The 23,006-nt window shown below is 69.7% G+C and carries 28 protein-coding genes; 11 read left to right on the top strand and 17 right to left on the bottom strand.

The genetic code is table 11. From position 1 onward, the window contains the following. Positions 1-27 precede the first annotated feature (27 nt). From NL115_RS17115 to NL115_RS17105, 3 genes are all read right to left on the bottom strand, one after another. Positions 28-1,017, bottom strand: a complete 990-nt coding sequence (locus NL115_RS17115; RefSeq protein WP_254830540.1) for a ring-cleaving dioxygenase — start codon at positions 1,015-1,017, stop codon at positions 28-30. 86 nt (positions 1,018-1,103) lie between these two features. Further along, on the bottom strand, positions 1,104-1,334 hold the full coding sequence (locus tag NL115_RS17110; protein ID WP_254830539.1) for a DUF8527 family protein: 231 nt from the start codon (positions 1,332-1,334) through the stop codon (positions 1,104-1,106). Then, positions 1,334-1,798, bottom strand: a complete 465-nt coding sequence (locus NL115_RS17105; protein WP_254830538.1) for a nuclear transport factor 2 family protein — start codon at positions 1,796-1,798, stop codon at positions 1,334-1,336. Before NL115_RS17105 ends, NL115_RS17110 begins: the two co-directional genes overlap by 1 nt. A 133-nt stretch (positions 1,799-1,931) precedes the next feature. Here NL115_RS17105 and NL115_RS17100 point away from each other — a divergent pair, with 133 nt between their 5' ends. The 4 genes from NL115_RS17100 (at position 1,932) to NL115_RS17085 (ending at position 4,762) form a co-directional block, all read left to right on the top strand. After that, a complete protein-coding gene (locus NL115_RS17100) occupies positions 1,932-2,990 on the top strand; it encodes a tyrosine--tRNA ligase (RefSeq protein WP_254830537.1) in 1,059 nt (352 codons plus the stop codon). Between the two features lie 208 nt (positions 2,991-3,198). Further along, on the top strand, positions 3,199-3,651 hold the full coding sequence (locus NL115_RS17095; RefSeq protein WP_254830536.1) for a DoxX family protein: 453 nt from the start codon (positions 3,199-3,201) through the stop codon (positions 3,649-3,651). 75 nt (positions 3,652-3,726) lie between these two features. Continuing rightward, positions 3,727-4,305 (top strand): flavin reductase family protein, encoded by a 579-nt coding sequence (locus NL115_RS17090; RefSeq protein ID WP_254830535.1) that lies wholly within the window; start codon positions 3,727-3,729, stop codon positions 4,303-4,305. A gap of 205 nt (positions 4,306-4,510) precedes the next feature. After that, positions 4,511-4,762, top strand: a complete 252-nt coding sequence (locus NL115_RS17085) for an HVO_2901 family zinc finger protein (RefSeq protein WP_254830534.1) — start codon at positions 4,511-4,513, stop codon at positions 4,760-4,762. A gap of 174 nt (positions 4,763-4,936) precedes the next feature. Here the strand turns inward: NL115_RS17085 and NL115_RS17080 are convergent, their stop codons facing one another. Further along, the gene (locus NL115_RS17080; RefSeq protein ID WP_350355258.1) at positions 4,937-5,365 is read right to left on the bottom strand and encodes an SRPBCC family protein; all 429 of its coding nucleotides are present in this window, start codon (positions 5,363-5,365) and stop codon (positions 4,937-4,939) included. Positions 5,366-5,474: 109 nt separating this feature from the next. On the opposite strand from NL115_RS17080, the gene NL115_RS17075 reads away from it, so the two are divergent. Next, positions 5,475-7,235, top strand: a complete 1,761-nt coding sequence (locus NL115_RS17075) for a potassium channel family protein (protein ID WP_254830533.1) — start codon at positions 5,475-5,477, stop codon at positions 7,233-7,235. Positions 7,236-7,255: 20 nt separating this feature from the next. Here NL115_RS17075 and NL115_RS17070 read toward each other — a convergent pair whose 3' ends face one another. Together NL115_RS17070 and NL115_RS17065 are read right to left on the bottom strand one after the other, a co-directional pair. Next, complete coding sequence (locus NL115_RS17070) at positions 7,256-8,104, bottom strand: DUF7537 family lipoprotein (RefSeq protein WP_254830532.1); 849 nt, start codon at positions 8,102-8,104, stop codon at positions 7,256-7,258. A gap of 93 nt (positions 8,105-8,197) precedes the next feature. Beyond that, positions 8,198-9,007, bottom strand: coding sequence for a DUF7537 family lipoprotein (locus NL115_RS17065; protein ID WP_254830531.1), 810 nt, complete (start codon positions 9,005-9,007; stop codon positions 8,198-8,200). Positions 9,008-9,164: 157 nt separating this feature from the next. Here NL115_RS17065 and NL115_RS17060 point away from each other — a divergent pair, with 157 nt between their 5' ends. Together NL115_RS17060 and NL115_RS17055 are read left to right on the top strand one after the other, a co-directional pair. Next, a complete protein-coding gene (locus NL115_RS17060) occupies positions 9,165-9,965 on the top strand; it encodes a BtpA/SgcQ family protein (RefSeq protein WP_254830530.1) in 801 nt (266 codons plus the stop codon). 77 nt (positions 9,966-10,042) lie between these two features. Next, entirely contained in the window at positions 10,043-10,408 is a 366-nt protein-coding gene (locus NL115_RS17055; protein ID WP_254830529.1) for a hypothetical protein, read from the top strand. A 9-nt stretch (positions 10,409-10,417) separates the two neighbouring features. Here the strand turns inward: NL115_RS17055 and NL115_RS17050 are convergent, their stop codons facing one another. Next, positions 10,418-11,872: an NAD(P)/FAD-dependent oxidoreductase gene (locus tag NL115_RS17050; RefSeq protein WP_350355257.1), complete on the bottom strand. Its 1,455-nt coding sequence runs from the start codon at positions 11,870-11,872 to the stop codon at positions 10,418-10,420. Between the two features lie 111 nt (positions 11,873-11,983). Between NL115_RS17050 and NL115_RS17045 the strand changes: the two genes are divergently transcribed. Further along, entirely contained in the window at positions 11,984-12,367 is a 384-nt protein-coding gene (locus NL115_RS17045) for a cupin domain-containing protein (RefSeq protein ID WP_254830528.1), read from the top strand. On the opposite strand, the gene NL115_RS17040 is transcribed toward NL115_RS17045, so the two are convergent. Then, entirely contained in the window at positions 12,368-12,535 is a 168-nt protein-coding gene (locus NL115_RS17040) for a hypothetical protein (RefSeq protein WP_254830527.1), read from the bottom strand. It lies immediately after the preceding gene. Between the two features lie 138 nt (positions 12,536-12,673). Here NL115_RS17040 and NL115_RS17035 point away from each other — a divergent pair, with 138 nt between their 5' ends. Then, positions 12,674-13,930 carry an outer membrane protein assembly factor BamB family protein gene (locus NL115_RS17035; RefSeq protein WP_254830526.1) on the top strand — a complete coding sequence of 419 codons (1,257 nt, stop codon included), beginning with the start codon at positions 12,674-12,676 and terminating at the stop codon, positions 13,928-13,930. 25 nt (positions 13,931-13,955) lie between these two features. Here the strand turns inward: NL115_RS17035 and NL115_RS17030 are convergent, their stop codons facing one another. From NL115_RS17030 to NL115_RS17015, 4 genes are all read right to left on the bottom strand, one after another. Beyond that, positions 13,956-14,228 carry a DUF7111 family protein gene (locus tag NL115_RS17030; RefSeq protein ID WP_254830525.1) on the bottom strand — a complete coding sequence of 91 codons (273 nt, stop codon included), beginning with the start codon at positions 14,226-14,228 and terminating at the stop codon, positions 13,956-13,958. Between the two features lie 108 nt (positions 14,229-14,336). Beyond that, complete coding sequence (locus NL115_RS17025) at positions 14,337-14,567, bottom strand: hypothetical protein (protein ID WP_254830524.1); 231 nt, start codon at positions 14,565-14,567, stop codon at positions 14,337-14,339. Positions 14,568-14,681: 114 nt separating this feature from the next. Further along, the gene (locus tag NL115_RS17020) at positions 14,682-15,824 is read right to left on the bottom strand and encodes an acyl-CoA dehydrogenase (protein ID WP_254830523.1); all 1,143 of its coding nucleotides are present in this window, start codon (positions 15,822-15,824) and stop codon (positions 14,682-14,684) included. Positions 15,825-15,884: 60 nt separating this feature from the next. Beyond that, positions 15,885-17,300 carry an MATE family efflux transporter gene (locus NL115_RS17015; protein WP_254830522.1) on the bottom strand — a complete coding sequence of 472 codons (1,416 nt, stop codon included), beginning with the start codon at positions 17,298-17,300 and terminating at the stop codon, positions 15,885-15,887. A gap of 101 nt (positions 17,301-17,401) precedes the next feature. Here NL115_RS17015 and NL115_RS17010 point away from each other — a divergent pair, with 101 nt between their 5' ends. Continuing rightward, positions 17,402-18,022 carry a DUF420 domain-containing protein gene (locus NL115_RS17010; protein WP_254830521.1) on the top strand — a complete coding sequence of 207 codons (621 nt, stop codon included), beginning with the start codon at positions 17,402-17,404 and terminating at the stop codon, positions 18,020-18,022. Here the strand turns inward: NL115_RS17010 and NL115_RS17005 are convergent. The 4 genes from NL115_RS17005 to NL115_RS16990 all read right to left on the bottom strand — a co-directional run bounded on the left by NL115_RS17005 (position 18,000) and on the right by NL115_RS16990 (position 21,024). Continuing rightward, on the bottom strand, positions 18,000-18,602 hold the full coding sequence (locus tag NL115_RS17005) for a hypothetical protein (RefSeq protein ID WP_254830520.1): 603 nt from the start codon (positions 18,600-18,602) through the stop codon (positions 18,000-18,002). The two genes, NL115_RS17010 and NL115_RS17005, sit on opposite strands and share 23 nt — an antisense overlap. 145 nt (positions 18,603-18,747) lie before the next feature. Further along, the gene (locus NL115_RS17000) at positions 18,748-19,116 is read right to left on the bottom strand and encodes a DUF7964 domain-containing protein (RefSeq protein WP_254830519.1); all 369 of its coding nucleotides are present in this window, start codon (positions 19,114-19,116) and stop codon (positions 18,748-18,750) included. 133 nt (positions 19,117-19,249) lie between these two features. Continuing rightward, a complete protein-coding gene (locus tag NL115_RS16995; protein WP_254830518.1) occupies positions 19,250-20,050 on the bottom strand; it encodes an ABC transporter permease in 801 nt (266 codons plus the stop codon). Next, a complete protein-coding gene (locus NL115_RS16990) occupies positions 20,050-21,024 on the bottom strand; it encodes an ABC transporter ATP-binding protein (RefSeq protein ID WP_254830517.1) in 975 nt (324 codons plus the stop codon). The genes NL115_RS16995 and NL115_RS16990 overlap by 1 nt, the downstream gene beginning before the upstream one ends. Positions 21,025-21,276: 252 nt before the next feature. On the opposite strand from NL115_RS16990, the gene NL115_RS16985 reads away from it, so the two are divergent. Then, a complete protein-coding gene (locus NL115_RS16985) occupies positions 21,277-21,984 on the top strand; it encodes a helix-turn-helix domain-containing protein (protein WP_254830516.1) in 708 nt (235 codons plus the stop codon). 11 nt (positions 21,985-21,995) lie between these two features. Here NL115_RS16985 and NL115_RS16980 read toward each other — a convergent pair whose 3' ends face one another. Continuing rightward, positions 21,996-22,943, bottom strand: a complete 948-nt coding sequence (locus NL115_RS16980) for an alpha/beta hydrolase (RefSeq protein WP_254830515.1) — start codon at positions 22,941-22,943, stop codon at positions 21,996-21,998. Positions 22,944-23,006 lie beyond the last annotated feature (63 nt).

The following is a 23,006-nucleotide window of genomic DNA, read 5'->3' as shown; positions in this document are numbered from 1 at the left end:
TGCACCGTAGAGAGCCGCCGGCCGACCTCAGTCGTCGAGTTCGGCCGTCTCGGCCCGGGGAATCCGGACGTCGGTCAGTCCGGCCTCGATCTCCTCGCGGCGCTCCTCGAACTGCCCGGGCAGGACGAGCCGACCGCCGAGGTCTGACAGCGGCTCGTCGCTGGTGTAGCCCGGCTCCTTCGTCGCGAGTTCGAACAGGACCCCACCCGGTTCGCGGAAGTAGACCGAGCGGAACCAGTGGCGGTCGATGGGGCGGGTCGGACTCACACCCATGGTCCGGACAGCCTTGCGCATCGCCCCCTGGTCGGCGTCGGTCGGGGTCTGGAAGGCGACGTGGTGGACCGTCCCGTGCCCCTGCCGGCCACTCCGGATGGTCGGGAGCACGTCGACGTACTTCCCGACGGGGCCGTCCGCGGCGAAGCGAACCCGTTCGTCGTCCGGGGTGTCACCCTCGGACTGCTCGCGCCCGACCATCTCGAACCCCATCGTGCGGAGGATGTCGGTGGTCGGCTGGGGGTCGGCCAACCAGAGCGTCACGGAGTGGAACCCGCGGATGGCGTGTGCCTCGGGAACCCACTCGGTCCACGGGACCGTCGGGTCGTCGTCGGGGACCTCGACCGCGACGAGTTCGACCGGGAGACCGTCGGGGTCAGCGAAGGGGAGCACGGTCTCGCCGAACCGCTCGACACGGTCCTCGTACGCGACGCCGTACTCGTCGAAGCGGTCCTCCCAGTAGTCGAGGCTCCCTTCGGGAACCCGGAACGCGGTCCGGGAGACCTGCCCGGAGCCGACCGTCCCGCTCGGCATGTCCTCCCACGGGAAGAACGTCATGCTCGTGCCGGGCGTCCCCTCGGCGTCGGCGAAGAAGAAGTGGTACGTCCCGGGGTCGTCCTGGTTGATGGAGCGCTTGACCAGGCGCAGGCCGAGCGTCTCGACCCAGAAGTCGAGGTTCGCCTGGGGGTCGCCCGCGATACAGGTCACGTGGTGGATGCCCGGTGTCGGAGTCTGGTCGGTCATTACCACCCGGTACGTGGGCAGCCGACTTGAGTACGCGCTGACACCGGTGTCACCGGGTAGTACCGAAGACCCCACCGCGGCAGCTACTATCGGCGGCGGTCCCGGCTCGACCGCACGGACCCGTCGCCCGGGAAGACGATGTAGACGAGCAGGGCGCCGGTGAGGAACCCGGCGAGCACCGCAGCGCCGCTCAACCAGAGCGGGCCGTCGCCGTTGAGCGTGATGAGCCCCGCGGAGAGGCCGACGAACAGGATGATGCCGACCTTTATCCTGAAGGCCGCGCCCGACCGCTCCTCGTCCGAGACCGGGTCGACCACTATCGACCCTCCACGGCCGTGCTGACGTGCATCCCGGTGAACAGCCACGCGGGGCCGTCGTCGGTCGTATCGTCCGCCGCATCGCTATCCTTGCGCTCCAGTGTCCCGGACCAGCGCGTGTCGAACTCGTAGCGGACGCGCTTCTCGGTGTCCGTCCACGCCATGAACACGTCGTCGGAGAACCAGGCGTGACAGTCCCGTTCCTCGACGACGAGGCGGCGGGAGTCGACCTGCCAGCCGTCCGTCGTCCGGGTCTGCTCGCGGAGTCCGGCCGCGACGGACTCGTAGCCCGTCAGCTGCTCGCCGACGCCGAACTTGACCGTCGTCGGGGCCTCGGCGAAGTACGGGGAGAGCGGCTCGCCGTTCCGGAGCGTCTCGTAGTACGCGCGGACGGTTCCAGCGGCGCTCCTCGCGGGCGGGTCCGCGGGGGCGACCGGGGCATCATCTACGGTCCCGTCGTCCATACCGAAGCGAGCAGACGCTCGGTCTTACGGTTACTGGAACCGGTCCGCCGGGCAGGCGGCACCTTGGCCGGCGGGGTGTGAGACGCTGCCGGCCCTTCGAACGATTTAATCGCCGCCCCCCGGACCGCACTGTATGGACACGGCCGAACGCGCCGCGCTGGTGGCCCGCCACACCGAGGAGGTGGTCACGGAGGAGGAGCTCCACGACCTCTTCGACGAGAAGGACGAACCGACGGCGTACATCGGCTACGCGCCGACCGGTGAGATGCACATCGGCCACTTCACGACGATGCGCAAGCTCGCCGACTTCATCGAGGCCGGGCTGGACGTGACGGTCCTCATCGCTGACCTCCACGCCCACCTCGACGACGAGAAATCCCCGTTCGAGCTGCTCGACCCCCGCTCGACGTACTACCGCATCGCCATCGAGGGGATGGTCGAGTCGGCCGGCGCCGACCCCGACGCCATCACGTTCAAGCGCGGGACCGACTACCAGCTGGAGGAGCCGTACACGCTCGAACTCTACCGGATGCTCGCCGACACGACCATCTCTCGCGCACAGCGCGCCGGGAGCGAGGTGGTCCGCCAGTCCGACAACCCGAAGCTGGGTGGGCTGGTGTACACGCTGATGCAGAGCCTCGACGTCGCCGCCCTCGACGCCGACATCGCCTACGGCGGTATCGACCAGCGCGGCATCTACATGCTGTCGCGCGAGGTGCTTCCCGACCACGGGTTCGGGAAGCCGCTCTGTGTGTTCGCCCCGCTCCTCTCCGGGCTGACCCGGTCCGAGGACGCCGACCTGGCCGACAAGATATCCAGCAGCGACCGCTCCTCGGGCATCTTCCTCACCGACGACCGCGAGGCCATCGAGGAGAAGGTCCAGGCGGCCTACTGCCCGGCCGGCGAGGTCGAGGACAACGGCGTGCTCGAGTACCTCCACCGGCTGGTGTTCCCCGTACTGGACGTCCGTGAGGAGGCACTCGTCGTCGAGCGCCCCGAGGAGTACGGTGGCGACCTCTCCTACGAGGTGTACGACGAACTGGAGGCCGACTTCGTCTCCGGCGAACTCCACCCGGCCGACCTGAAACCCGCAGTCGCCCACTACCTCGACGAGGTCATCGCGCCCGTCCGCGAGCGCCTGCTCGACCGCCCCGAGGTGCTGGCCCAGGCCTACCCCGACTACTGGGGCTGAACTGTCGTACGCCCCGCGACCGACTCTCTTCCTGTCAGCCACCGATCCGGTAACACGTCTGTCACCCGGGAGCAGCGCCCGTAACCCGGTCACCCCACTGTCAGCGAGGAGATAAGTACCCGTCCCGACAATGTGGTAACGCGATGAAAGCAGTACGCATTACCGAACCCGGTATCGGCTCGGAACTAGCTGGCACGGGGGACGACCGATGAGCGACCTCGTCCTCCAGGCGGGACCCGCGGTGTTCGACTCGGCGGGCGCAGGCGAGGTGTTCCTGCTCGCGCGACTCCTCTTCGGCGGGGTTCTCGCGTTCATGGGACTCAACCACTTCATGAACGGCGGAGACATGGCGGGGTACGCCGAAATGAAGGGACTCCCGGCGCCCGCGTTCTCGGTCGCTGCGACCGGCGCGATGCTGATTCTCGGCGGCCTCGCGGTCATCACCGGGGCGTACGTCGTTGTCGGGGCGGGGGCGCTCGCGCTGTTCCTGCTCGTCTCTGCCGTCGTCATGCACGACTTCTGGACGGTCGAGGACCCGCAGCAACAGCAGACCGAGATGACGCAGTTCCTGAAGAACGTCGTGATGGCGGGTGCCGCCCTGGCCTTCCTCGCACTCGCGTCCACCCCGTGGCCCTACGCGCTCGACCTGGGTCTCGTCTGAGCACGGGACCGCGCGCGACAACCGACTCGAACCGGCGACCCGCAGCGTTTTCCGCCCGTCACTCCTCCCGAGCGCATGGAGTTCGACCCCGAGTCGGAGTCGATGTACCGCTGGCTGAGCGGGGCCGTCGTCCCGCGTCCGGTCGCGTGGGTGTCGAGTGACGGTCCTGCCGGCCGGAACCTCGCGCCGTACTCCTTCTTCAACGTGCTGTGCGTCGCCCCGCCCGTCCTCGCGTTCGCGCCCGGGCAGACCCCAGACGGCGGGCAGAAGGACACGCTCCGGAACGCGCAAGAGACGGGGTCGTTCGTCGTCAACCTCGTCACCGTCGACCTCGCGGAGGCGATGGTCGCCACCGCCGCGACGGGCGACGGCGACGAGTTCGACCTCGCCGACGTGACGGCTGCCCCCGCGACCGAGGTGGACGCGCCGCGCGTGGTCGAGGCGCCGATCTCGTTCGAGTGCCGCCTCCACGACACGCTCGAACTCGGGTCGAACACCGCCACCTTCGGCCGGGTGGTCCACTTCCACGCCGACGAGTCGGTCCTCACCCCCGACGGGAAGATGGACACGGAGCAGTTCGACGCACTCGGGCGCCTGGCCGCCGACGGGTACTGCACCACGCGCGACCGGTTCACCCTGTCTCGCCCCGACTGAAACCTACCAGTTATCCGAACAGACCGCGACAGAATCGCGTCAGGGCGTGCAACTGCACTGTATCACGAGTTACCTCAGCTAGCTACAGGACAGTACGTTACGCCGTAACGCAGGGTAACTCCCACTGACGTCGGACGAGCGTCGTACTTGAATCCCGGACATGGAAAGCACCACACATATTACGGAGGCATCTGACGCCTCTAGTATGACGCACGTCTGCAGGGACTGCAAGCGGACATTTGGCACGGAACTCGAACTCGAACTCCACAAGGACACCTGCGATGCGGCCGCCCTCCTCGTCTGCCAGGAGTGTGGTGAGAAGGTATCCGAGCGGAAGGCCACACGCGATGGCTGGCACTATCGCTGCCCGAACGACGACTGTTCCGGTTCCGGTCTCGGTGAAGACCTCTTCCGTGCCGACGATTTCTCCGTCACGCCCGCTTCCTCGACGCGATAACCAACGACCCACCAGCGACCGGTCCGCCGCGGCCCCTGCAGGCCATCCTTCACGACGCGTCGCAGGATATATTCCCCGAAATCCATAATCTCCTATCCAGAATCGGACGCAGATGCTGAGAAGTTTGCATCTGTGAATTACAACGATTATTCTACAGTTCCTCGTATCTCGCGGTCATCTATCCGTCTCCTCGTCGGCCAGTGCGACCCGGTCCAGTCGGGGGAGTGCGCGCCGACAGACCGCCGTGTACGGCGCGGCGACGAGCGGGACCTCGAACGCCGCGACGGCCGGCGCCGACCCCGCGACACGGTGGCCGGTCGCCGGCAGTCCGGCCACGTCCCAGGTCCAGCGCCCGTCCGTGCAGGTGGTCACCTCGAACGGGAGACGGAGGCCGCCGACGGTCGTGACGTGCCCGGTAGAGCCCGGACGGACGAGGCGGTCCGGGCAGTCGACCGCCCGGACCGAGGGCCCCCACTCGGGCCAGTGTCGTGTGTCACGGAACGCCCGCCAGACAGCGCTCCGGGGCGCCTCCATCGGGCGCGCGACGACGAGGCGGCGACCGTCGGGAGTGCGTTCGATGCGGGTTCCGGTGCGGCGGGACACGGTGGGGCAGAGGGACCGCGGCGGCATCAACCCAGTGCCACGGTCCCCCTCGGGAAGCCGAGCGACGGTAACGAACATCGTTATCCACCCCCCGGAACTTCGAACGGATATGGATCCGCGGGACCTCGCCACGTTCGCCTACGGCGACCGGGGGTCGTCGAACGCCGCACGCCAGCGCCGGCGCATCGCGCTCTACCTGGTGGGGCTGGTGGGCATCGCCGTCCTCTACGCGCTGGCGTATCAGGCGGCCCTGTTCTACTTCGAGGGGGTCCGGATCTCGTTCGCCAAGGCCGCCCTGACGGTTGTCGAGTCGTTCACGACGACCGGTTACGGCGAGGACTCCGGGCTCTGGACGACGACACCGGTCCAGATGCTGCTCGTCTCGATGCAGCTGACCGGCGTCACGCTCATCTTCCTCGCCCTCCCGGTGTTCCTCGCACCCTGGGTCGAGGAGCGTCTCTCGCAGACCGCCCCGACCGCCGTGGAGGACATCTCCGACCACGTCGTGCTGGCGGGCTTCTCCTCGCGCGGGGAGGCCCTCATCGACGAACTTGAGACGCGCGACCGCTCGTACGTCGTCGTGGAACCGGACCGCGCTGCCGCCAACGAACTGTACACCGAGACGGGGGTCCCCGTCATCCACGGGGACCCGAAGCTATCCGAGACCCTGCGGGCCGCCAACGCGGGCGAGGCGCACGCCGTCGTCGCGGACGTCGGCGACGAGGCCAACGCGTCCATCGCGCTCTCGGCCCGCGACCTCGCCGGCGGCGCCCCCACCAGCGCCGACGGCGACGCCAGCGACACCGGCGAGGACAGCGCCGACAGCCCCCAGGTCGTCACGTTCGTCGAGGACTACGACCTCGCGGCCTACCACCGCTACGCGGGCGCCGACGACGTGTTCTCGCCGCGTCACCTCATCGGGGAATCCATCGCACGGAAGGTGTCCGCCGGCGTCCGACCGGAGCTGGACGGCTCGGTGAAGCTCGGCGGGGACGAGGACTTCGATATCGTCGAACTCCCGGTGCAGAGCGGCTCGGAACTCGCGGGCGTGACCGTCGCGGAGAGCGGCATCCGCGAGCGCACCGGCGCCAACATCATCGGGGCGTGGTTCCGCGGCGAGTTCGTCTCCCCGCCACCGCCGGACGCCCGCATCGACGGCCAGACCATCCTCGTGGCCTCGGGGCCGGAGGGAAGCCTCGAACGGCTGAAGGGGCTCACCCTCTCGCAGGCGCGAGGACTCGGCACGAGAGGGTCTCGGGTCGTCCTCGCCGGGTTCGACGAGGTCGGGACGACCGTCCTCGAGGACCTCGACGGGAACGTCCCGACGACGGTCGTCGACCTGCGCGACAAGGACGGCGTCGACGTGGTCGGCGACGTGACGAAGCCGGAGACGCTCCGTGAGGCCGATACCGAGACAGCCGGCACGGTCATCCTGACGGTGTCCAGCGACGTGACCGCCGTCTTCGCGACGCTCGTCGTCCGTGAGCTGTACCCCGACATGGAGGTAATCGCCCGGGCGGACGCCACCGAATCCGTCCGGAAGCTGTACCAGGCCGGGGCCGATTACGTCCTCGCGGTCGCGACCGTTGCCGGACGGATGCTCGCCTCGACCATCCTCGAGGAGGACATCATCTCCTTCGACCAGCAGGTCGAGCTCGTCCGCATCGACTGTGGCGACCTGGCGGGGCGGTCACTGGGTGAGGCCGACGTTCGCGCCCGGACGGGTGTGACGGTCGTCGCCGTCGAGCGGGACTCGACCTTCCTCTCGGATATCGGCCCGGAGTTCGTCGTCGAACCGGGCGACAGCCTCATCGTCGCCGGAACGGACGAGGATGTCAATCGATTCAACAGGCTGGTCGAGGAGAACTGAAGCGAGAACGAGGCCGCGCGCTACGGCGAATCAGCCTGCCGGGCCTCGTCGAGCCACGACGGCTCGGAGATATCGACCTCGTCGATGGAGTACGTCCGAAGGCCGACGCGGACGACCAGCTGGTCGTCACCGCGGTCCACGACCGCCTGATAGCTCAGCCGGCGGACGATGCCCTCCTCGTCGACGACGAGTCCCGCGTCGAAGCGGGTCACGTTCTCCGGGTCGACGGACGGCCCCAGGAGCGACCGGAGGACCGACCGGTCGACGGAGGTGGCGCTGTACGCGTAGAACGTCCCGTTCTCCGTCGTCGTCGCGTTCGGCCCGCCGAAGGTGACGTTCGTCAGGACGGGTGCGATGAAGCCGCTGCCGGTGAAGCCACGCGGTTCGAGCGTGGCGTTCGTGACGTTGTAGCGGGTGTTGTCCGCTCCCGGCGGGTCGACCTGGAGGTAGCGCTCGCCGTCGCCGAAGTAGCTGGTCCGCTCGACCCCGCTGGTTCCGTTGACGGCGATGAGCGCCCGGTCGTCGTCGATATCGACGGACTGGAACTGCCGGAGCGCCTGCGTCCCGTTCGGCGTGGCCACGCTGCCGTTGATATCGACGATGAACGACTGGTGGTTCGTGAGCGAATCGACGTGACTCGACAGCGCTGCCCGGGAATCGTCGACACCAGTCTCACCGTAGCCGTCCGGGAACGACTCCGACGGGTCGGGTGTCGCGGTCGGCGTCGTGGTCGGCGTCGTGGTCGCGGTCGGTGTCGACGTCGACGTTGAATCGGTATCGGTCGGTGTCGCCCCACCACCACCGAGGAACGAGCAACCGGATGTCAGCACGAGGACGGCGAGGGCTGCCGTGAGCAGCGAGCGTCTCATACGTCGCCGTCCATGGACGGGGGGGTCGTATGCGTTTCGGCCCCAAGCAACACGGCGACCAGCGGGGGTGTGGACCCGTGATGTGCGCCCGGTTCAGTTCCGTTGCGCCCACGAGGGACGCTGCACGGGGGTCCGGTCGACCCCGGCGATGGCGAACGTGACACCGTACCGGACGGTCCGCCCGTCCTGCTGGACGGTCGCGCGATAGCGGACCGACTGGACGACGCCGTCCGTCCCGACGACCAGCGTGACGTTCCCACCGGTCACGTCGTCCGCGTCGATGCGGGAGGTGAACAGTGCCCCGGGGTCGCCGATATCGGACGCGGTGAAGCGGAAGAACGTCTCGCCCCCCTGCTCGAACCGTTCGGCCACGTCGTAGCTGACGTTCGTGATGGCGGCGTCGGCGTACTGCCGCCCGACGAACGCCTCCGGCGGAACCGTTCCGTCGATGGTCCCGTACGAGGTGTTACCACCCTGCTGAACCCGGACGTACTGGGTTCCGTTCGCGTAGAACCGCGTCCGCCGCAGACCCCCCGACCCCCGGTCCCCCGTCGCCGAGATGACCGTATCCGTCAGCGCCCGGGGTTCACCCGGGGAGACGGCCTGGACGAGTGTGATACGCGAGGTCCCGTTCTCCCCACGGACGGTCGCGTTGTAGCCGAGTGTGAAGTTGCCCGTGGCCAGCAGTCCATTCACGTGGGCGGTACGCGCCGCCGTCGCGTTCGTGACACCGTCGGCGGAGTACCCGGTCGGATACGGGGCCGGTGTGGGCGTCGCCGTCGTGGTCGGTGTCGGCGTTCCCGTCGGCTCGTCGCTCCCCGTCGGTGTTCCGCCCCCGAACAGCGAACAGCCCGAGAGCACGACCAGCACCGCCACGGCCACCACCGCAACCTGTCGTCGCATGGGCGGTAGTCCACGGGTCCCGGGTAAAATCCTGTGGATAGGTACCGTGTACCAGCAAGTCGGCCGCCTCGACGAGGCGTCACCGAGGGACCGCGCTCCAGCGACTCCGACGGCGCCCACGCGGGGTTTCAAGCCGTACCCGTTCGAGCGTGAGCGCATGACAGACCTGTCGTCCGACTTCCCCGAACTCGTGGGGATGGTCCATCTGCCGGCGCTGCCGGGCACGCCCGGGTTCGACGGCGACCGGGCGACGCTGCGTGAGCGGGCCGTGGCCGACGCCGAGGCGCTCGTGGCGGGCGGGATGGACGCGGTACTGGTCGAGAACTTCGGGGACAGCCCCTTCCACCCAGTCGAGGTGCCACGCCACGTCGTGGCCTCGATGACCGCCCTCGTCGGGGCCGTCCGCCGGGCCGTCGACGTGCCGGTCGGCGTGAATGTGCTCCGCTCGGATGGTCCCGGTTCCGTCGCCGTCGCGGCTGCGACGGGCGGGCGCTTCGTCCGCATCAACGTCCACACCGGCGCTCGCGTGACCGACCAGGGCATCGTCGAGGGGCGTGCCCACGAGACGCTCCGCCTCCGTGACCGGCTGGATGCGACCAACGTGCGCGTGCTCGCTGACGTGGATGTGAAGCACTCGGCACCGCTGGCCGACCGCTCGCTCGCCGAGGTGGCCCGCGAGACCGTCGAGCGGGGTGGTGCCGACGGCCTCGTTGTCTCGGGGAACGCGACGGGCGCGGCGGTCGACCGGGACCGACTCGAACGGGTCGCGGCGGTCACCGACGAGACCGGCGTCCCGCTCGTCGTCGGGAGCGGCGCCACACCGGAGACGGTTGGACCACTCCTCGACACCGCCGACGCCGCCATCGTGGGAACCGCGCTGAAGAGGGGTGGAGAGGTGACGGCACCCGTCGACCGGGCGCGCGTCGAGCGGCTGGTCGCGGCCGCTCGTGGGGAGTGAAACCGGGCCGTCCACGGACGTGGGGCGTCACCCACGGGCCACAACGTTGACACACCGGACGAGTGAGGTGCCGCGTGATGCCACCGATCCAGAACTCGCTGGTCGTGTTCGTCGTGAGCCTCCTCATCGGGGGCCTCGGCGTCTTCGTCGGTGCGAGCCTGCTGGCCGGGAGTCGGAACTACAGCCACGCCGTCGTGACGGCGGCGCTCGGGTCGCTGGTGTGGGCGATCGTCGCCTACCTCATCGGTGGGGTCCCGGTGCTGGGGCCGGTACTCGTCTTCCTGGCGTACCTCGCGGTCATCAAGTGGCGCTACCGGACCGGCTGGATCACCGCCGCCGGCATCACGCTGGTCGCCTACGTCACCGTGCTGGTGGTGCTGGCCATCCTCTCGAACGTCGGTGCTGGCCTCGGGACCGACATCCCCGGTATCCCGGGCGTCTGACCGGCGCGGCTACTCTTCCTCACCGTCGTCCGACTCCGGCCGCGTGCCCGACCCGCTCGCCATCGAACCGAACAGCCCCAGCCCCGCCGAGAGCGTCTCGGCCGCGTGGCTGGCCGGGCTGTCCGGGTAGTTCCGGTCGGCGAGTTGCGTGAGCGGCGTCAGGTCGACGCTCTCGGGCGCGAACGCGTCAGAGAACGCGAACGCCGTCCGTGCGAGTGGGTACTGGACGTCGCCGGGCGAGGCCGGGTCCGAGAGCGTCGCCAGCCGCCCGGCGTGGCTCATCGCCAGGAGCTGCGTGGGCAGGTCGATGTCGTCGCCTGAGGGCCACCCAAGTTCTGTCCGCACGAGGTCGGACGCACGGCCGATGGCACCGACGGAGCCGAGGTGTCCGGCGCCGATGACCGCCTTCGCCGCCTTCGCGGGCTCGCCGCTCATCACGACGGGCCCGACCTGCGCGACCGCCCCATCGCCGACGCTGACGACCCAGCCTGGCGAGTCGTAGCGGAAGGTGTCGAGCCGGGGCTCGAAGCCGCCGTCCTCGCCCCCGCGGACGAGCCGGCGGATGTTCGCCGCGGCCACCTTCGCCTCGCGGAGCGCGGTCTGTGCCGCGGCGGGGACCGCCTCGCCCGTCTCGTCGACGACGCGTCCGGCGTCACCGACGACGAACGTCGAGTCGGTCACACGGAGGTTCGCCCGGGCCTCGGCGCGCTCACCTGCAGTGGCGGCCGGCCCCTGGATGCCGCCCGCCCAGACGAAGGTGTCGTAGCCCAGTTCGCGGTCGTCTGCGAGGTGGATGGCGTCCTCGTCAGCGGACTCGACGGTCGCGCCCGTCTCGATACGAACGCCCCGTGCCTCCAGTTCCGACCGGACGGCGTCGGCGAACGGGGCGTCGAACCCCGGGGCGATGCGGTCGGCCATCTCGACGACCGTCACGTCGAGGTCGAGGTCCTCCGCGTCGGAGAGGGCGGTCAGTTCGCCGGCCACCTGGATGCCCGAGAGCCCGCCGCCGCCGACGATAGCCTCGCCGCCGGGCGCAGCGAGGACCGACTCGCGGATGGCCGCGGCGTGTTCGAGCCGTTTCAGGGGAAGGGCGTGCTCCTCGACCCCGGGGAGCCCGTAGAAGGCAGTCTCGGCGCCGAGACAGACCGCGGCGTAGTCGTAGTCGAGTTCCTCGGCGCCGTCGTCGGTGCCGTCGTCGGTGGCGAGCGTGGCGATGCCGTCGTCGGTGTCGATATCGGTGACGCTGGCCTGCCGAATCTCGGCCCGGGCGAGTACCTCGTCCAGCGGGACCGTGATGACCTCGCGGAGGTCCGGGCGTCGGATGACGCGGTGGAGTTCGTGCTGGACGAGATGAGTGTCCGACTCGTCGACGACGGTGATGTCGACGTCGTCGGGGAGACGCCGCTCCAGCCGACGGGCGACGGTCAGGCCGGCGTATCCCGCACCGAGTACGGCAACATGCATACCGTGAAGTACGTGGGGCAGCCTCAAAGCCCCTCCGTCATCGGCAGGTGACGGCGGGGCACCTCTCCGGCGGTCGCCACGCTTTCGCTGCACGCGGTCGAGGGGACGGGCATGGGCTACCACGTCCTCGACCCCGACGACCTCCCCGCCTCGCCGGAACACCCGTGCGACCGCCGCTCCATCTCGGAGGCCGCGGAACTCGCGCAGCTCGCGCTGGCCGTCTACACGATGGCCCCGGGCGAACAGCTCCCGACGACCTACCACTACCACGAACAGCGCGAGGAGGCGTTCTACGTCGCGGCCGGGACCCTGGCCGTCGAGACGCCCGAGGGTAAGCACAGCGTCGAGACGGGCGAGGTGTTCGTGGCCGAGCCGGAGAGCCCCCATCGTGCGTACAACCCGGATGCCGCCGCCGAGGAGGTTCGCGTTGTCGGGATGGGGGCGCCGAAGTTCGACATCGCGAAGCCGTACGACCCGACCGGCGACGACCAGTAGCTACTCGCTGCCGTCCTCTTCGACGACCTCGCGCAGGTCCGCGAGGTGGGACTGCACCACCGTCAGGGTCGCGTCGGCGTCGGCGTACCCCTCCTCGTACTCGTGGAGCGCGAGGTCCACGTCATCGACGAACGACTCGACCGCGGCCCGGAGGTCCTCGTCGGTCATGGGCGACCGAAGACGACCCGTCCGCTTCAGTCCACTGGGTGGCCCCCGGCCCACAGTGGGCCCTCCCCCTTCGTTCCGCCTCGTCGGAGCTTATTCACCGGATAACGACACCGTATCGCCCGGAACCGGAGTGATGTCATGCCAGATGACGCTCCGCTGACGCGACGAACGGTCCTCCAGACGAGCTGTGCGGCGGCCGGAATCGCGGTCCTCGGGAGCGGTGCGGCCAGCCTCCCCGAGAGCGACGAGACGACCAGCGACGGTACCGACCTCGCCACGACGACTGACTGGCCCCAGCTCCAGGGCAACGCCGCGAAGACGGGCGTCGCCGGGGGTGGCCCCGCCTCGGCGACCGTCCGCTGGGAGCACGGCGCGGACGGACGAGAGTACCACCAGCCCGCGGTGCGCGGCGACAGCCTCTACGTGTCCTACGCCAGCGACGACCCGGGCGATACGGCCAGCGGCGTCGTGGCGCTCACGACCGACGGGCAGCGGCGCTGGGCGTTCGAGACGGAGCCGGACACGGAGCTGCTGTCGGACACGGCCGTGGGCGACGGCCTCGTCTTCGTCGCCGGGCAGTCCTCGGACGCGAGCGAGTGCGACACGTCGACCGACAACGTCGGCGTCCTGCTGGCACTCGACGCAGAGACCGGCGAGGAGGTCTACCGCCGGGTCGTGGCGGGCTGGTTCGCCGACACCCCGACCGTCGCGGACGGGAGCGTCTACGTCGTCGTCCCGGGGCAGACCCAGGGCGACGGCACACTCGTCGCCTTCGACGCCGAGACCGGCGAGGAGCAGTGGCGCTACAACACCGGCCCCTACGGCAGCTCCAGTTACACCGCGCCTCCGGTGGCCGTCGACGACGGCATCGTGTACGTGGCGGCGATGGGAATGGCGGCGCTGGACGCCGAGACCGGCTCGGTCGTCTGGGAACGTGGCGATATCGACTCGCTCAAGAGCCACAGCGACAACGCCCCGGCCGTCCGCGACGGCACCGTCTACATCGGAACTGGCGGCTACGGTGGGACGCTGTACGCGCTCTCGGCCAAGGACGGGAGCACGGAGTGGACCTTCGAGTCCGGGTCCGAGCAGTTCAGTTCCGCGGCCATCACCTCGGAGACGGTATACGTCTCCGTGACCGCCATCGACGACCCGCCCGAGGGGACCTACGCACTCTCGACCGAAGACGGCTCCGAACAGTGGTTCCAGACGGACGTCGCCGTCACGGAGGCGCCCATCCGCGGGGACCAGTACCTCTACGCCGGGCGCGACGCGCTGGCGGTCGAGGACGGCTCCATCGCGTGGTCCGTCGAGGGCGAGCACGAGAACACCGCCGTCGCCGGCGACACACTCTACCCCGGCGGCGAGTCCGTCGTCGCCGTCGGCGAGGAGTGACGGGCTGACCCGGTAGCCACCCGGTCTACATCCCCATATCTTCGGCCGCCTCGGGGACCGGCAGGTCGTGCGGCGAGACGCCCAGCAACTCGGCGGCGTGGTCGAGCGCCATGTCGAAGCCGTAGTACCGCTCCAGTTCGTCCCCGTCCGGCCCGTCGCGCACCTTCAGCATCGCGTACCCGTCGGCGTTCTGTGCGACGGTGGCGACGCGACCGTCGCGTTCGAACGTGAGCCGCCGCTCGCCCTCGGTCTCGTCGTAGCGGGCCGACACATCCCCCTCGGTGACCGTCTCCGTCATGGGTCGGTGTATGGCTGTCGGCGGTAGGAACCCATCGGTCGCGGCGAGCGGCGAGTCCAGAGGACCTCCCGCCGTCGCAGGGACAGCCCGGGTGAGATGCTGGGCCCGTCAGTCGGCCTCCACCGAGTCGTCCGCCTCTGCGGACCGCGAGGCGTCGAACAGTGTCAGCAGTGACAGCGTCTCCGGCTCGTCGTCAGCTTCGGCCGCGAGCTGGAGGGATTTGACGGTCCCGACCTGGTCGAGCAGCTTCGCACACACACCGCAGAGCGGTTCCTCGACGGGGGAGGCCCCGTTCAGCGACCGGTACCGGAACCGGGCCACGGCCTCGTTCGCGCACATCGCACACGTCGTGGTCGTCGGTTCTGCGCTCACAGGAAGAGATGGCGGCCGGGATTGCCATGCAGTACCGCCGAATGGTTCGGGACTATTTATCCGGTGTGGGGAGGCCGGTCGTCAGCCCAGCAGGTCCTGCCCGATGGTGTTCCGCAGGACCTCGCTGGTCCCCTCGTAGATCTCGTTGAGCTTCGCGTCGCGGTAGAAGCGCTCGGCGGGGAAGTCCTTCGTGTAGCCGTAGCCGCCGTGAATCTGGATGCCCTCGTTGGCGACCTCGCGGGAGACCTCGGAGGCGTACAGTTTGGCCTGGGCCGCCTCCTTGCGGAAGCGCTCGCCGCGCATCTTCTTGTCCGCGGCGTCGTGCATCAGCAGACGCGCGGCGCGGGTCTTGGTGTCCATATCGGCGATCTTGTGCTGGATGGCCTGGAAGTCGCCGATGGGCTGGTCGAACTGCTCGCGGTCGCCGGCGTACTCCACGGCGGCGTCGAGGGCGGCCTGCGCGATGCCGACCGAGCGCGCGGCGATGGTGATTCGGCCACCGTTGAGCGTCTTGAGCGCCTGGATGAAGCCCTCGCCCTCCTCGCCGAGCATCCGCTCCTCGGGCACGTAGCAGTCGTCGAAGCGGAGTTCCGCGGTCGGGCAGCCCTTGTCGCCGAGCTTGTCCTCGGTCCCCTCGACGATGAACCCGTCGTCGTCCTCCGGGCGGACGACGAACGAGGAGATGCCCTTGCTGCCCGCGTCCGGGTCGGTCTTCGCGAAGACGGTCACCGTGTCGGCGACGGAGCCGTTCGAGATCCAGAGCTTGCCGCCGTTGATGTAGTAGCCGTCGCCGTTGCGCTCGGCGGTGGTCTCCATCGAGGGCACGTCGCTGCCGGCGCCCGCCTCGGAGAGTGCGAACGCGCCGATGTCGGTTCCCTCGGCCAGCGGTGTGAGGAAGCGCTCCTTCTGCTCGTCGTCACCGAACTCGTAGACCATGTTGCCCGCGAGCGAGACGTGCGCGGCCATGATTGTGCCCAGTCCGCCGGAACCGCGGGCGATCTCCTCCAGTGCGATGGGGTAGGCGTGGTAGTCGAGGCCGGCGCCGCCGTACTCCTCGGGGAACGGCGCGCCCATCAGGCCCAGGTCACCCATCTCATCGACGAGGTCCCAGGGGAACTCGTCCTCGTGGTCGATCTCCGACGCCCGCGGGACGACCTCCTCGTCCACGAAGTCGGCAACCATCTCCTTGATCTGTTTCTGCTCCGGCGTCAGCGAGAGGTCCATACCTCCGAGGTAGGATGGCGCTCACTTGAGGGTTGCGAGCGCGGTGGGGGTACCCACCGGTCAGCGGCTGTTCCGACCCGGTGATTGCTCCCCGTGGCCCATCGTGTCGTCGACGAGGGCTTCGTCCCAGCCGACGACGCGTGCCGTCACGAACCCGAGTGCGGCGCCGAAGACACCCGAAACGGCGTAGCCAAGCCAGACACCGAGCGGGCCGTATCCCAGCGGCCCGAGGAGGACCAGTGCCACACCCAGCCGGACCGGGATGAAGGTGGTCCCGGAGACCACCAGCGCCACACCCGTTCGACCGGCGCCGCGGAACACGCCGCTGTAGATGCGGGCGGCGGCCTCGAACCCGTACGCCGGTCCGACGACCCGCAGGAAGTCCGCGGCGTGGCCGACGACGGCCGTGTCGGTGGAGAAGACGCTGGCGACTGGTTCGGCCGCCACGACGACGAGCAGTCCCACGCCCGTCAGCCCAGCGAGCGGGACGACAACGGCGAGTCGGGCCGCACGCCGGGCCCGCGCCGCCTCCCCCGCGCCGAGGTTCTGCCCGACCATGGTGATGGTCGCCGCCGAGACGCCGATGGCCGGGAGGAACATCAGGGACGTGACCCGCTCGCCGATACCGAAGCCGGCCACGACCGCGGCGTCGAACCGACCGACGAGGAACAGCGATGCCGTCACGGAGACCGCGATGGCGCCAGTTTCGAGGGACGCGGGGACCCCGACCCGCGCGACGCGGCCGAGGAAGGCGCGGTCGGGGCGGAGGTCCGCGAGCGCGACGGTCGGCTCGACCCGCCCCGACAGCAGGAGCGCGACTCCAGCCACCGCAGCCAGGCCTCGCGCGAAGAGCGTCGCGATGGCGGCGCCCTCCAGCCCGAGCGTCGGGACCGGTCCCAGCCCGAAGATGAGCACCGGGTCCAGCACCAGGTTCAGCAGCACCGACGCCAGCACCACCAGCAGCGGCGTCAGCGCGTCGCCGTACCCCTGGAGGAGTGCGGAGAACGTGTACGCGAGGAACAGCAGCGGGAGGCCGGCGAGGATGTACCCCATGTACGAGAGCGCGAGGCCGCGAGTGAGCGGGGCCGCACCCATGGCCCGGAACAGCGGGCCGATGCCGACGGCGCCGATGGCGGCCACGACGAGCGCTGCGAGGGTGCTGAACGCCAGCGTCTGCCCGGCGACGAAGGACGCCTGCCGGCGCTCGCCCGCGCCCTCGTGCTGGGCGACGAGGATGCGGCCGGCGGCCGAGACACCGGAGCCGAGCGCGACGAACAGGAAGACCAGTGGGAACGAGAACGTGAGCGCCGCCAGTTCCGCGCTGCCGTAGCGCCCGACCCAGAACGTGTCGGTCAGATTGTAGACCGTCTGCAGGAGCGTTGTCGCGACCACGGGGAGCGCGAGGTGGTAGAGTGGCCAGCCCACGGAGCCGCTGGTGAACTCCAGTTCGTCGCGCGAGCGGAACGGTGACCGCACACCGGGGCCTGTGGCCGGCGGGCGGATAGTCGTCGTGGTCACGCCCTGTGAGCACAGCCTGAAGCGACACCGACATGCGGGGGGCGGACGAAACGTCGTCCATGGCGACAGCCGACGCCGGGCCCCTCTCACGGACAGCGAAGGAGTACCCACGAGCGCTCACCGCGGTCCTCACCGTCGTCGGGTACGCGCTGGTCATCGGGACCCTGTACGTGGGACTCCCCATCTACCCCACCATCAGCCTCGAGACGGTCAACCTCCTCTCGCACGCCATCGCCGTCATCAACACGACCACGGTCGTCCTGCTGCTCGCGGGCTGGAAGTTCATCCGTGACGGCGACGTGCGCAAGCACCGTGCCGCGATGGTCGGCGCGTTCACGCTCATCCTCGTCTTCCTCGTCCTCTACCTGCTGAAGACCGGTGGCGGCGGGCAGAAGGAGATAATCGCCCCGGACGGCCCGACCATCGCCTACCTCCTGATGCTCGCCATCCACATCCTGCTCTCCGTGCTGGCGGTGCCGCTCGTACTGTACAACATCATCGTCGGACTGACCCACACGACTCCGGAGATCCGCGAGACGGCCCACGCCCGGGTCGGTCGGTGGGCAGTCGCGGTCTGGTCGGTCTCGCTCACCCTGGGCGTCGCCGCGTACGTCCTCCTCAACCACATCTACACGTTCGAGTTCGTCCGGTTGCTGGTCAGGGTTCCCGCTCCGTTCTGACCGACCCGTTCTTCGACCCACTCGTACCACGGGTGGCGGGTCCGTCCGACTCCGACATCCCGGAGGCCATCGGTCCCTTCTGAGCTCGCTTGCGCGACATCCGACGGGTCACCCGTCGGCGCATCCGCCGGACCCGTGTCTTCCGGGCGTGGGTGTCGAGCCGCCAGCCGGCGGCGACCAGCAGCGACGCGACGACGGCCGCCACGACGGCCGTCATGAACACGGCGCCGGGGTCGTCGAGGAACGCCGACAGCCCGTCCAGCGAGGCGGTCACCGAGACGGGGCGGGCCAGCACCGCGACACCCATCAGGTAGAACCCCTCGGCCAGCACACCCGTCGGGAGTTTGCGCCGCAGGAAGGAGATGCCGGACCAGAGCGTCGTGGCGACGGCCGCCACCGCGTACAGCGGAAGTCCCGCGACCGGCGTCGAGAGCGGCAGCAGGGCCCACCCCACGAACCCGCCTGCCGCCACCGCCGTCAGCATCCCAATGAGCAGTGTCGGCGCGGGGACATCCGACTGGTCCTCCCCGTCCCCCGAACCAGGGTCGTCCACCCGCTGTCCGACTGCATCGGTGGTCATTACGTACTCTACCATCTCCCCGGTATATAGGTGCGACCGCCACCTCGACGAACCGAATCCGACCCCGGACATATTCGGCTCCGTCGGTCCGACCGGGCTCGATGGTGACCTGGTCGCACGGTCTCTGCCGGGGCGCTACCGCCGGTCAGAGCGCATCGAGTAACTCACTCGGGTCGTCGGCCCAGGCCTGTCTCTCGGCCCACTCGCGCAGTTCCACACCCACCTCCCGGACCTGGTCTTCGAGTTCGGCCTTGCCCTCGGCCGCCTCGCGCTCGGTGACGACCGTCCAGCCGCCGGCATCCGAGGCGTCGCCGTCCGCGTCGACCGCCAGGACGTAGCCCGCGGCGACGACCTTGGCCTCCGTGACGAACACGACGGCGGGGACGAGGCGGCGGTCGCTCTCGGAGAGGTCGTAGACACCGGCTGGAACGAGCGTCCGGAACTGCTCGCTGTTCTCGAGGTCGCGGCATTCGGACAGACTGAGTGGCCGTGCAGGGAGCGAGGCGAGGTCCATACGTCCGGGTCGGACGGTCGTAGATAAAGACGTTCCCACAGCGACCGACAGACGTTATCAAGTTAATCGAGATATTATCTGATAACCACCGGAACACCAGCAGAATGGGGGACGCTCTGGCAAAAATCGGGCGTCAGTCCGTGTTCGGAATCGCGTACGCGCCGGCGACGAAGAACACCACGGCCAGCGCCGACAGCACGCCCAGTTCCAGCAGTGGTCCGCTCGCCTCGAAGACGTTCGCGTTCGGCGTGAACGACGCGAGCTGGCCGGGCGGCCGGTACGTCGCCTCGCGGATGCCGCGGGCGAAGTAGGTGAGCGGCGAGAGGTACCGGTACGGCGCGAACCACGCCGGCAAGAGGTCCGGCGGGACGAACGTCTCGGAGAGGAACAGCAGCGGAAGCGCGATACCGTTCGACGCGGCGACCACGCCGTCCTGCGAGTCGGCGATTCGCCCGAGGATGGCACCCAGGCCACAGAACAGCGCCACGGCCAGCGCGATGAACGGCAGCAGGAGCGGCGACGGCGTCAGCGACCCCGCCGCGCCCGTCACCAGCACGACCAGCACCAGGATGAGGACGGCGGCGGCGCCGATGATGCCGACGTTGACGATGGTCTGTGCGAGCAGCCACTCGGCGCGAGAGAGCGGGGTCGTCGCCAGCTTCTCGAAGCGGTTCCCCTCGCGGTGGCGCGCCACCTCGCTCCCGACCCGCGAGAGCGGCGTGAACAGCACGACGACCGCGAGGTAGCCGGGGACGTAGTAGCCCGCCGGCTCGGTGAACAGCCCGCCGCCCGTCGGCTGGGTCTGGACCAGCGCGCCGAAGATGAGGATGATGATGGCCGGGAAGAAGAACGTGAAGAACACCGCCGTCCGTCGCCGCAGGAACGCCTTCGCGGCGGCGGTGACCTCGCTCCCGACGCGGCCGAGCGCGCCCATCAGGGCTCACCTCCGCGGCGGGACGACGCTCCGGCGGGGACCTGCCCACGCCGCCGGGGGACCGGCTCGCCGCCGGCGGTCACCTCGGTCCCGGTCAGCGAGAGGTAGACGTCCTCCAGGTCCGGCTGCTTCCAGGTGAGCGCCTCGTAGGGCACGTCCTCGGTTTCGAGTGTCTCGACCACGTCGCCGATGTCGCGGGGGTCGATGCCCGTGATCGCGAGCGCGACCTCGTCGGGGACGAGCTGGTAGCCCGCCATCTCGAGCGCGGTCGCCGCACGCCCCTCGGCGTCCTCGGGCACGTCGAGTTCGAGACGGCTGTCCCCGCCGTGTGCCGCGACGAGCTCCGCTGGCGGACCCACAGCGACGAGCTGGCCGTCGGCGAGCAGCCCGACGCGGTCCGCGAGCGCCTCGGCCTCGGCCATGTCGTGTGTCGTGAGGAGGATGGTCGTGCCACCGTCCGCGAGGTCGGCCAGCAGCGACCAGAGCTGGCGCCGGCCGGCCGGGTCGATGCCGGTCGTCGGCTCGTCGAGGAACAGTACGTCGGGGTCGTTGACGAGCGCGGTCGCGACGCAGGTCCGGCGCTTCTGCCCGCCCGAGAGGTCCTCGTACGGCTTCCGGGCGTCGGCGCCCTCGAGTCCCACGTCCGCGAGCACGTCGTCGGGGTCGCGAGCCGCGTCGTAGAGGCCGGCGTAGTAGGCCACCAGTTCCCGCGCGGTGAGTCGCTCCGCGGGGTCGAACTCCTGCGGGAGGAGTCCCACCCGCTCGGGGTCCACGTCCGCCGGCGCCTCGCCCAGCACCTCGACCCGGCCGTCGACGACGGTGGTGCCGGTCAGGGCACGGACGAGCGTCGTCTTGCCGGCGCCGTTCGGTCCCACCAGCGCGTACACCTCGCCCTCGGCGACCGACAGCGAGACCCCGTCCAGCGCGACCGTCTCGCCGTACCGCCGACGTACCTCTTCCGCGAGGATGACCATGTTGGACCGCGCTTCGGCGGGTCCACCGATAGGGGTTTCCGTCCGGTCGCGTCCGGCACCCCGCTCGTCGTTCTCGTCTCCTGCCCTGTCACACACCGCTTGATACACGGGTCGGGGGGAATCCGCCCAGACCGCTCCTTCCTGTCGCCAGATGGCCTCACGGCCGTTCCGAGCAGCTACTGTGCGGGACGCCAACAGGGGCAACCGTTTTGTCCCTCGACAACGCAACTCGTGCAGGACCGGGGAAGAACCATGATAGACCTCACCCTCGACATGGAGCAGTACGACTGCCCGTTCATCGCTGCCACCGAAGCGCAGCCGGTGTCGTTCTCGGCGGTCAACTGGGAGTTCGAGGGCGGCCACGAGGGGCGGCTGGAGACGCGGATGCTGGTCGAGGGCGACGACGACGGCGCCCTCGAGGCCGGGCTGGACGTGCTGCGCGGCCACGACGGCCTGCGTGAGTGCGGCCTTATCTCGAAACAGGACGACGTGGCCCACATCCGGACGGTCATCGACGAGACGACGGCGATGCGGACCATCCGTGACCACGACGGCTACATCACTGGCCCGTTCCACATCGAGGCCGGCAGCGAACTGTGGCACGTCGGCTTCGACCACGACTCGACGGCCGAGCAGGCCCTCGCGGGGCTGGAACGGGAGAACGAGTTCGAGGTGGTCGCGCGCGACCCGGTGAACGAGGCCGAGGTGACCGGGTTCGTCGAGAACGTCGGCGCGGCCATGACACTCATCCAGGGCTGTCAGGACCTGACCGACACCGAGCGCGAGACGCTGGAGGCGGCCGTCGAGCGGGGCTACTTCCGCTCACCCCGCGGCGCGACGCTGGGGGACCTCGCCGAGGAGTTCGACGTCTCGAAACCGGCCGTCTCGAAGCGCCTCCGCCGCGGGCAGGAGAAGGCCGTCAGCCGGATGGTCAAGGCGATGGAGGAACTGGACGAATAGCTCGCCCCGGCTCAGTTCAGCTCCCGCTCTACCCGGTCGTAGTAGGCTGAAACTGCCGCGTACAGGGCCTGCCGCCGCGGACCGTGCATGGCGTAGTGGTCGGCGCCCGCCAGCTCGGTGTACTCCTTCCGGTCGGCCGTCGTGCCGAGGTCGTCGTACAGGCCGAGCGCGTCCTCGCGGACGGAGATGGCGTCGTCCGTCCCGCGGAGGACGAGCGCCGGCACCCCGACCGCGGCCGCGTCGTAGACGGTCTCGCCCTCACAGGCCATCGCCGTGTCGGCCAGCGACCCCGACTGGGCGATGTACGTCTCGTCGTCGACACCCTGGTTGGACTCGACCTGTGCGCGCCAGACGGCCTCGAACAGCGGGTCCTCGCCGGACTCGGTGACGCCCTGGCGCTCGCGAACGCCCTCGTAGTGCTGGTGGTAGTAGGCGTCCAGTCCGGCGTCGACGCCGAGCGCCGTCGTCACCTCCTCGAAGGTCCACGGCGGACGGTGGACGGGCGCGACCTGCGTCAGCGAGTCGACCGGCGCCGCGTCGGCGTGGTGGGCGAGGTAGTAGCCACAGATCATCGTGCCCCACGAGACGCCGAGCAGGTGGACGGTCTCGAACCGCGCCCGGGCCGCGTCGACCGCCGCGGCGATATCCCGGGCCGCCGTCGGCGCACGAACGGGCGGCTCGTTGGCCTCGGGGGGGTCGTCCAGTTCCGGAGGGCGGTCGCTGTCCCCGTAGCCACGAACGTCCAGTGCCAGTGCGGTGCGGCCCTCGCGGGCGGTCGCGGCCAGCCACGAGTAGGAGTCGTCACCCTCGACCGGGGGTGCGAACAGCGCCCGCGAGTTCGTGATGGAGCCGTGGACGTGGAGGACCGCGGCGCCCCCGTCACCACCGGTGGCGGGCTGCTCCCACAGCCGCAGGTCGGTCCCGTCGGCTGCCGTCACTGTCGTCGGTGTCGGCTGCATGGCTTCGGATAGCGACCCGGGCACCCTGTATCGCGGGGTTCACGTGTGAACCTCTGGCCGTCA

The organism is Haloglomus salinum (assembly GCF_024298825.1).
In the GTDB taxonomy this organism is placed as follows: Archaea; Halobacteriota; Halobacteria; order Halobacteriales; family Haloarculaceae; genus Haloglomus; species Haloglomus salinum.
Note: the sequence above shows the minus strand (reverse complement) of the source record. Positions and strands in the feature narration are given on the sequence as shown.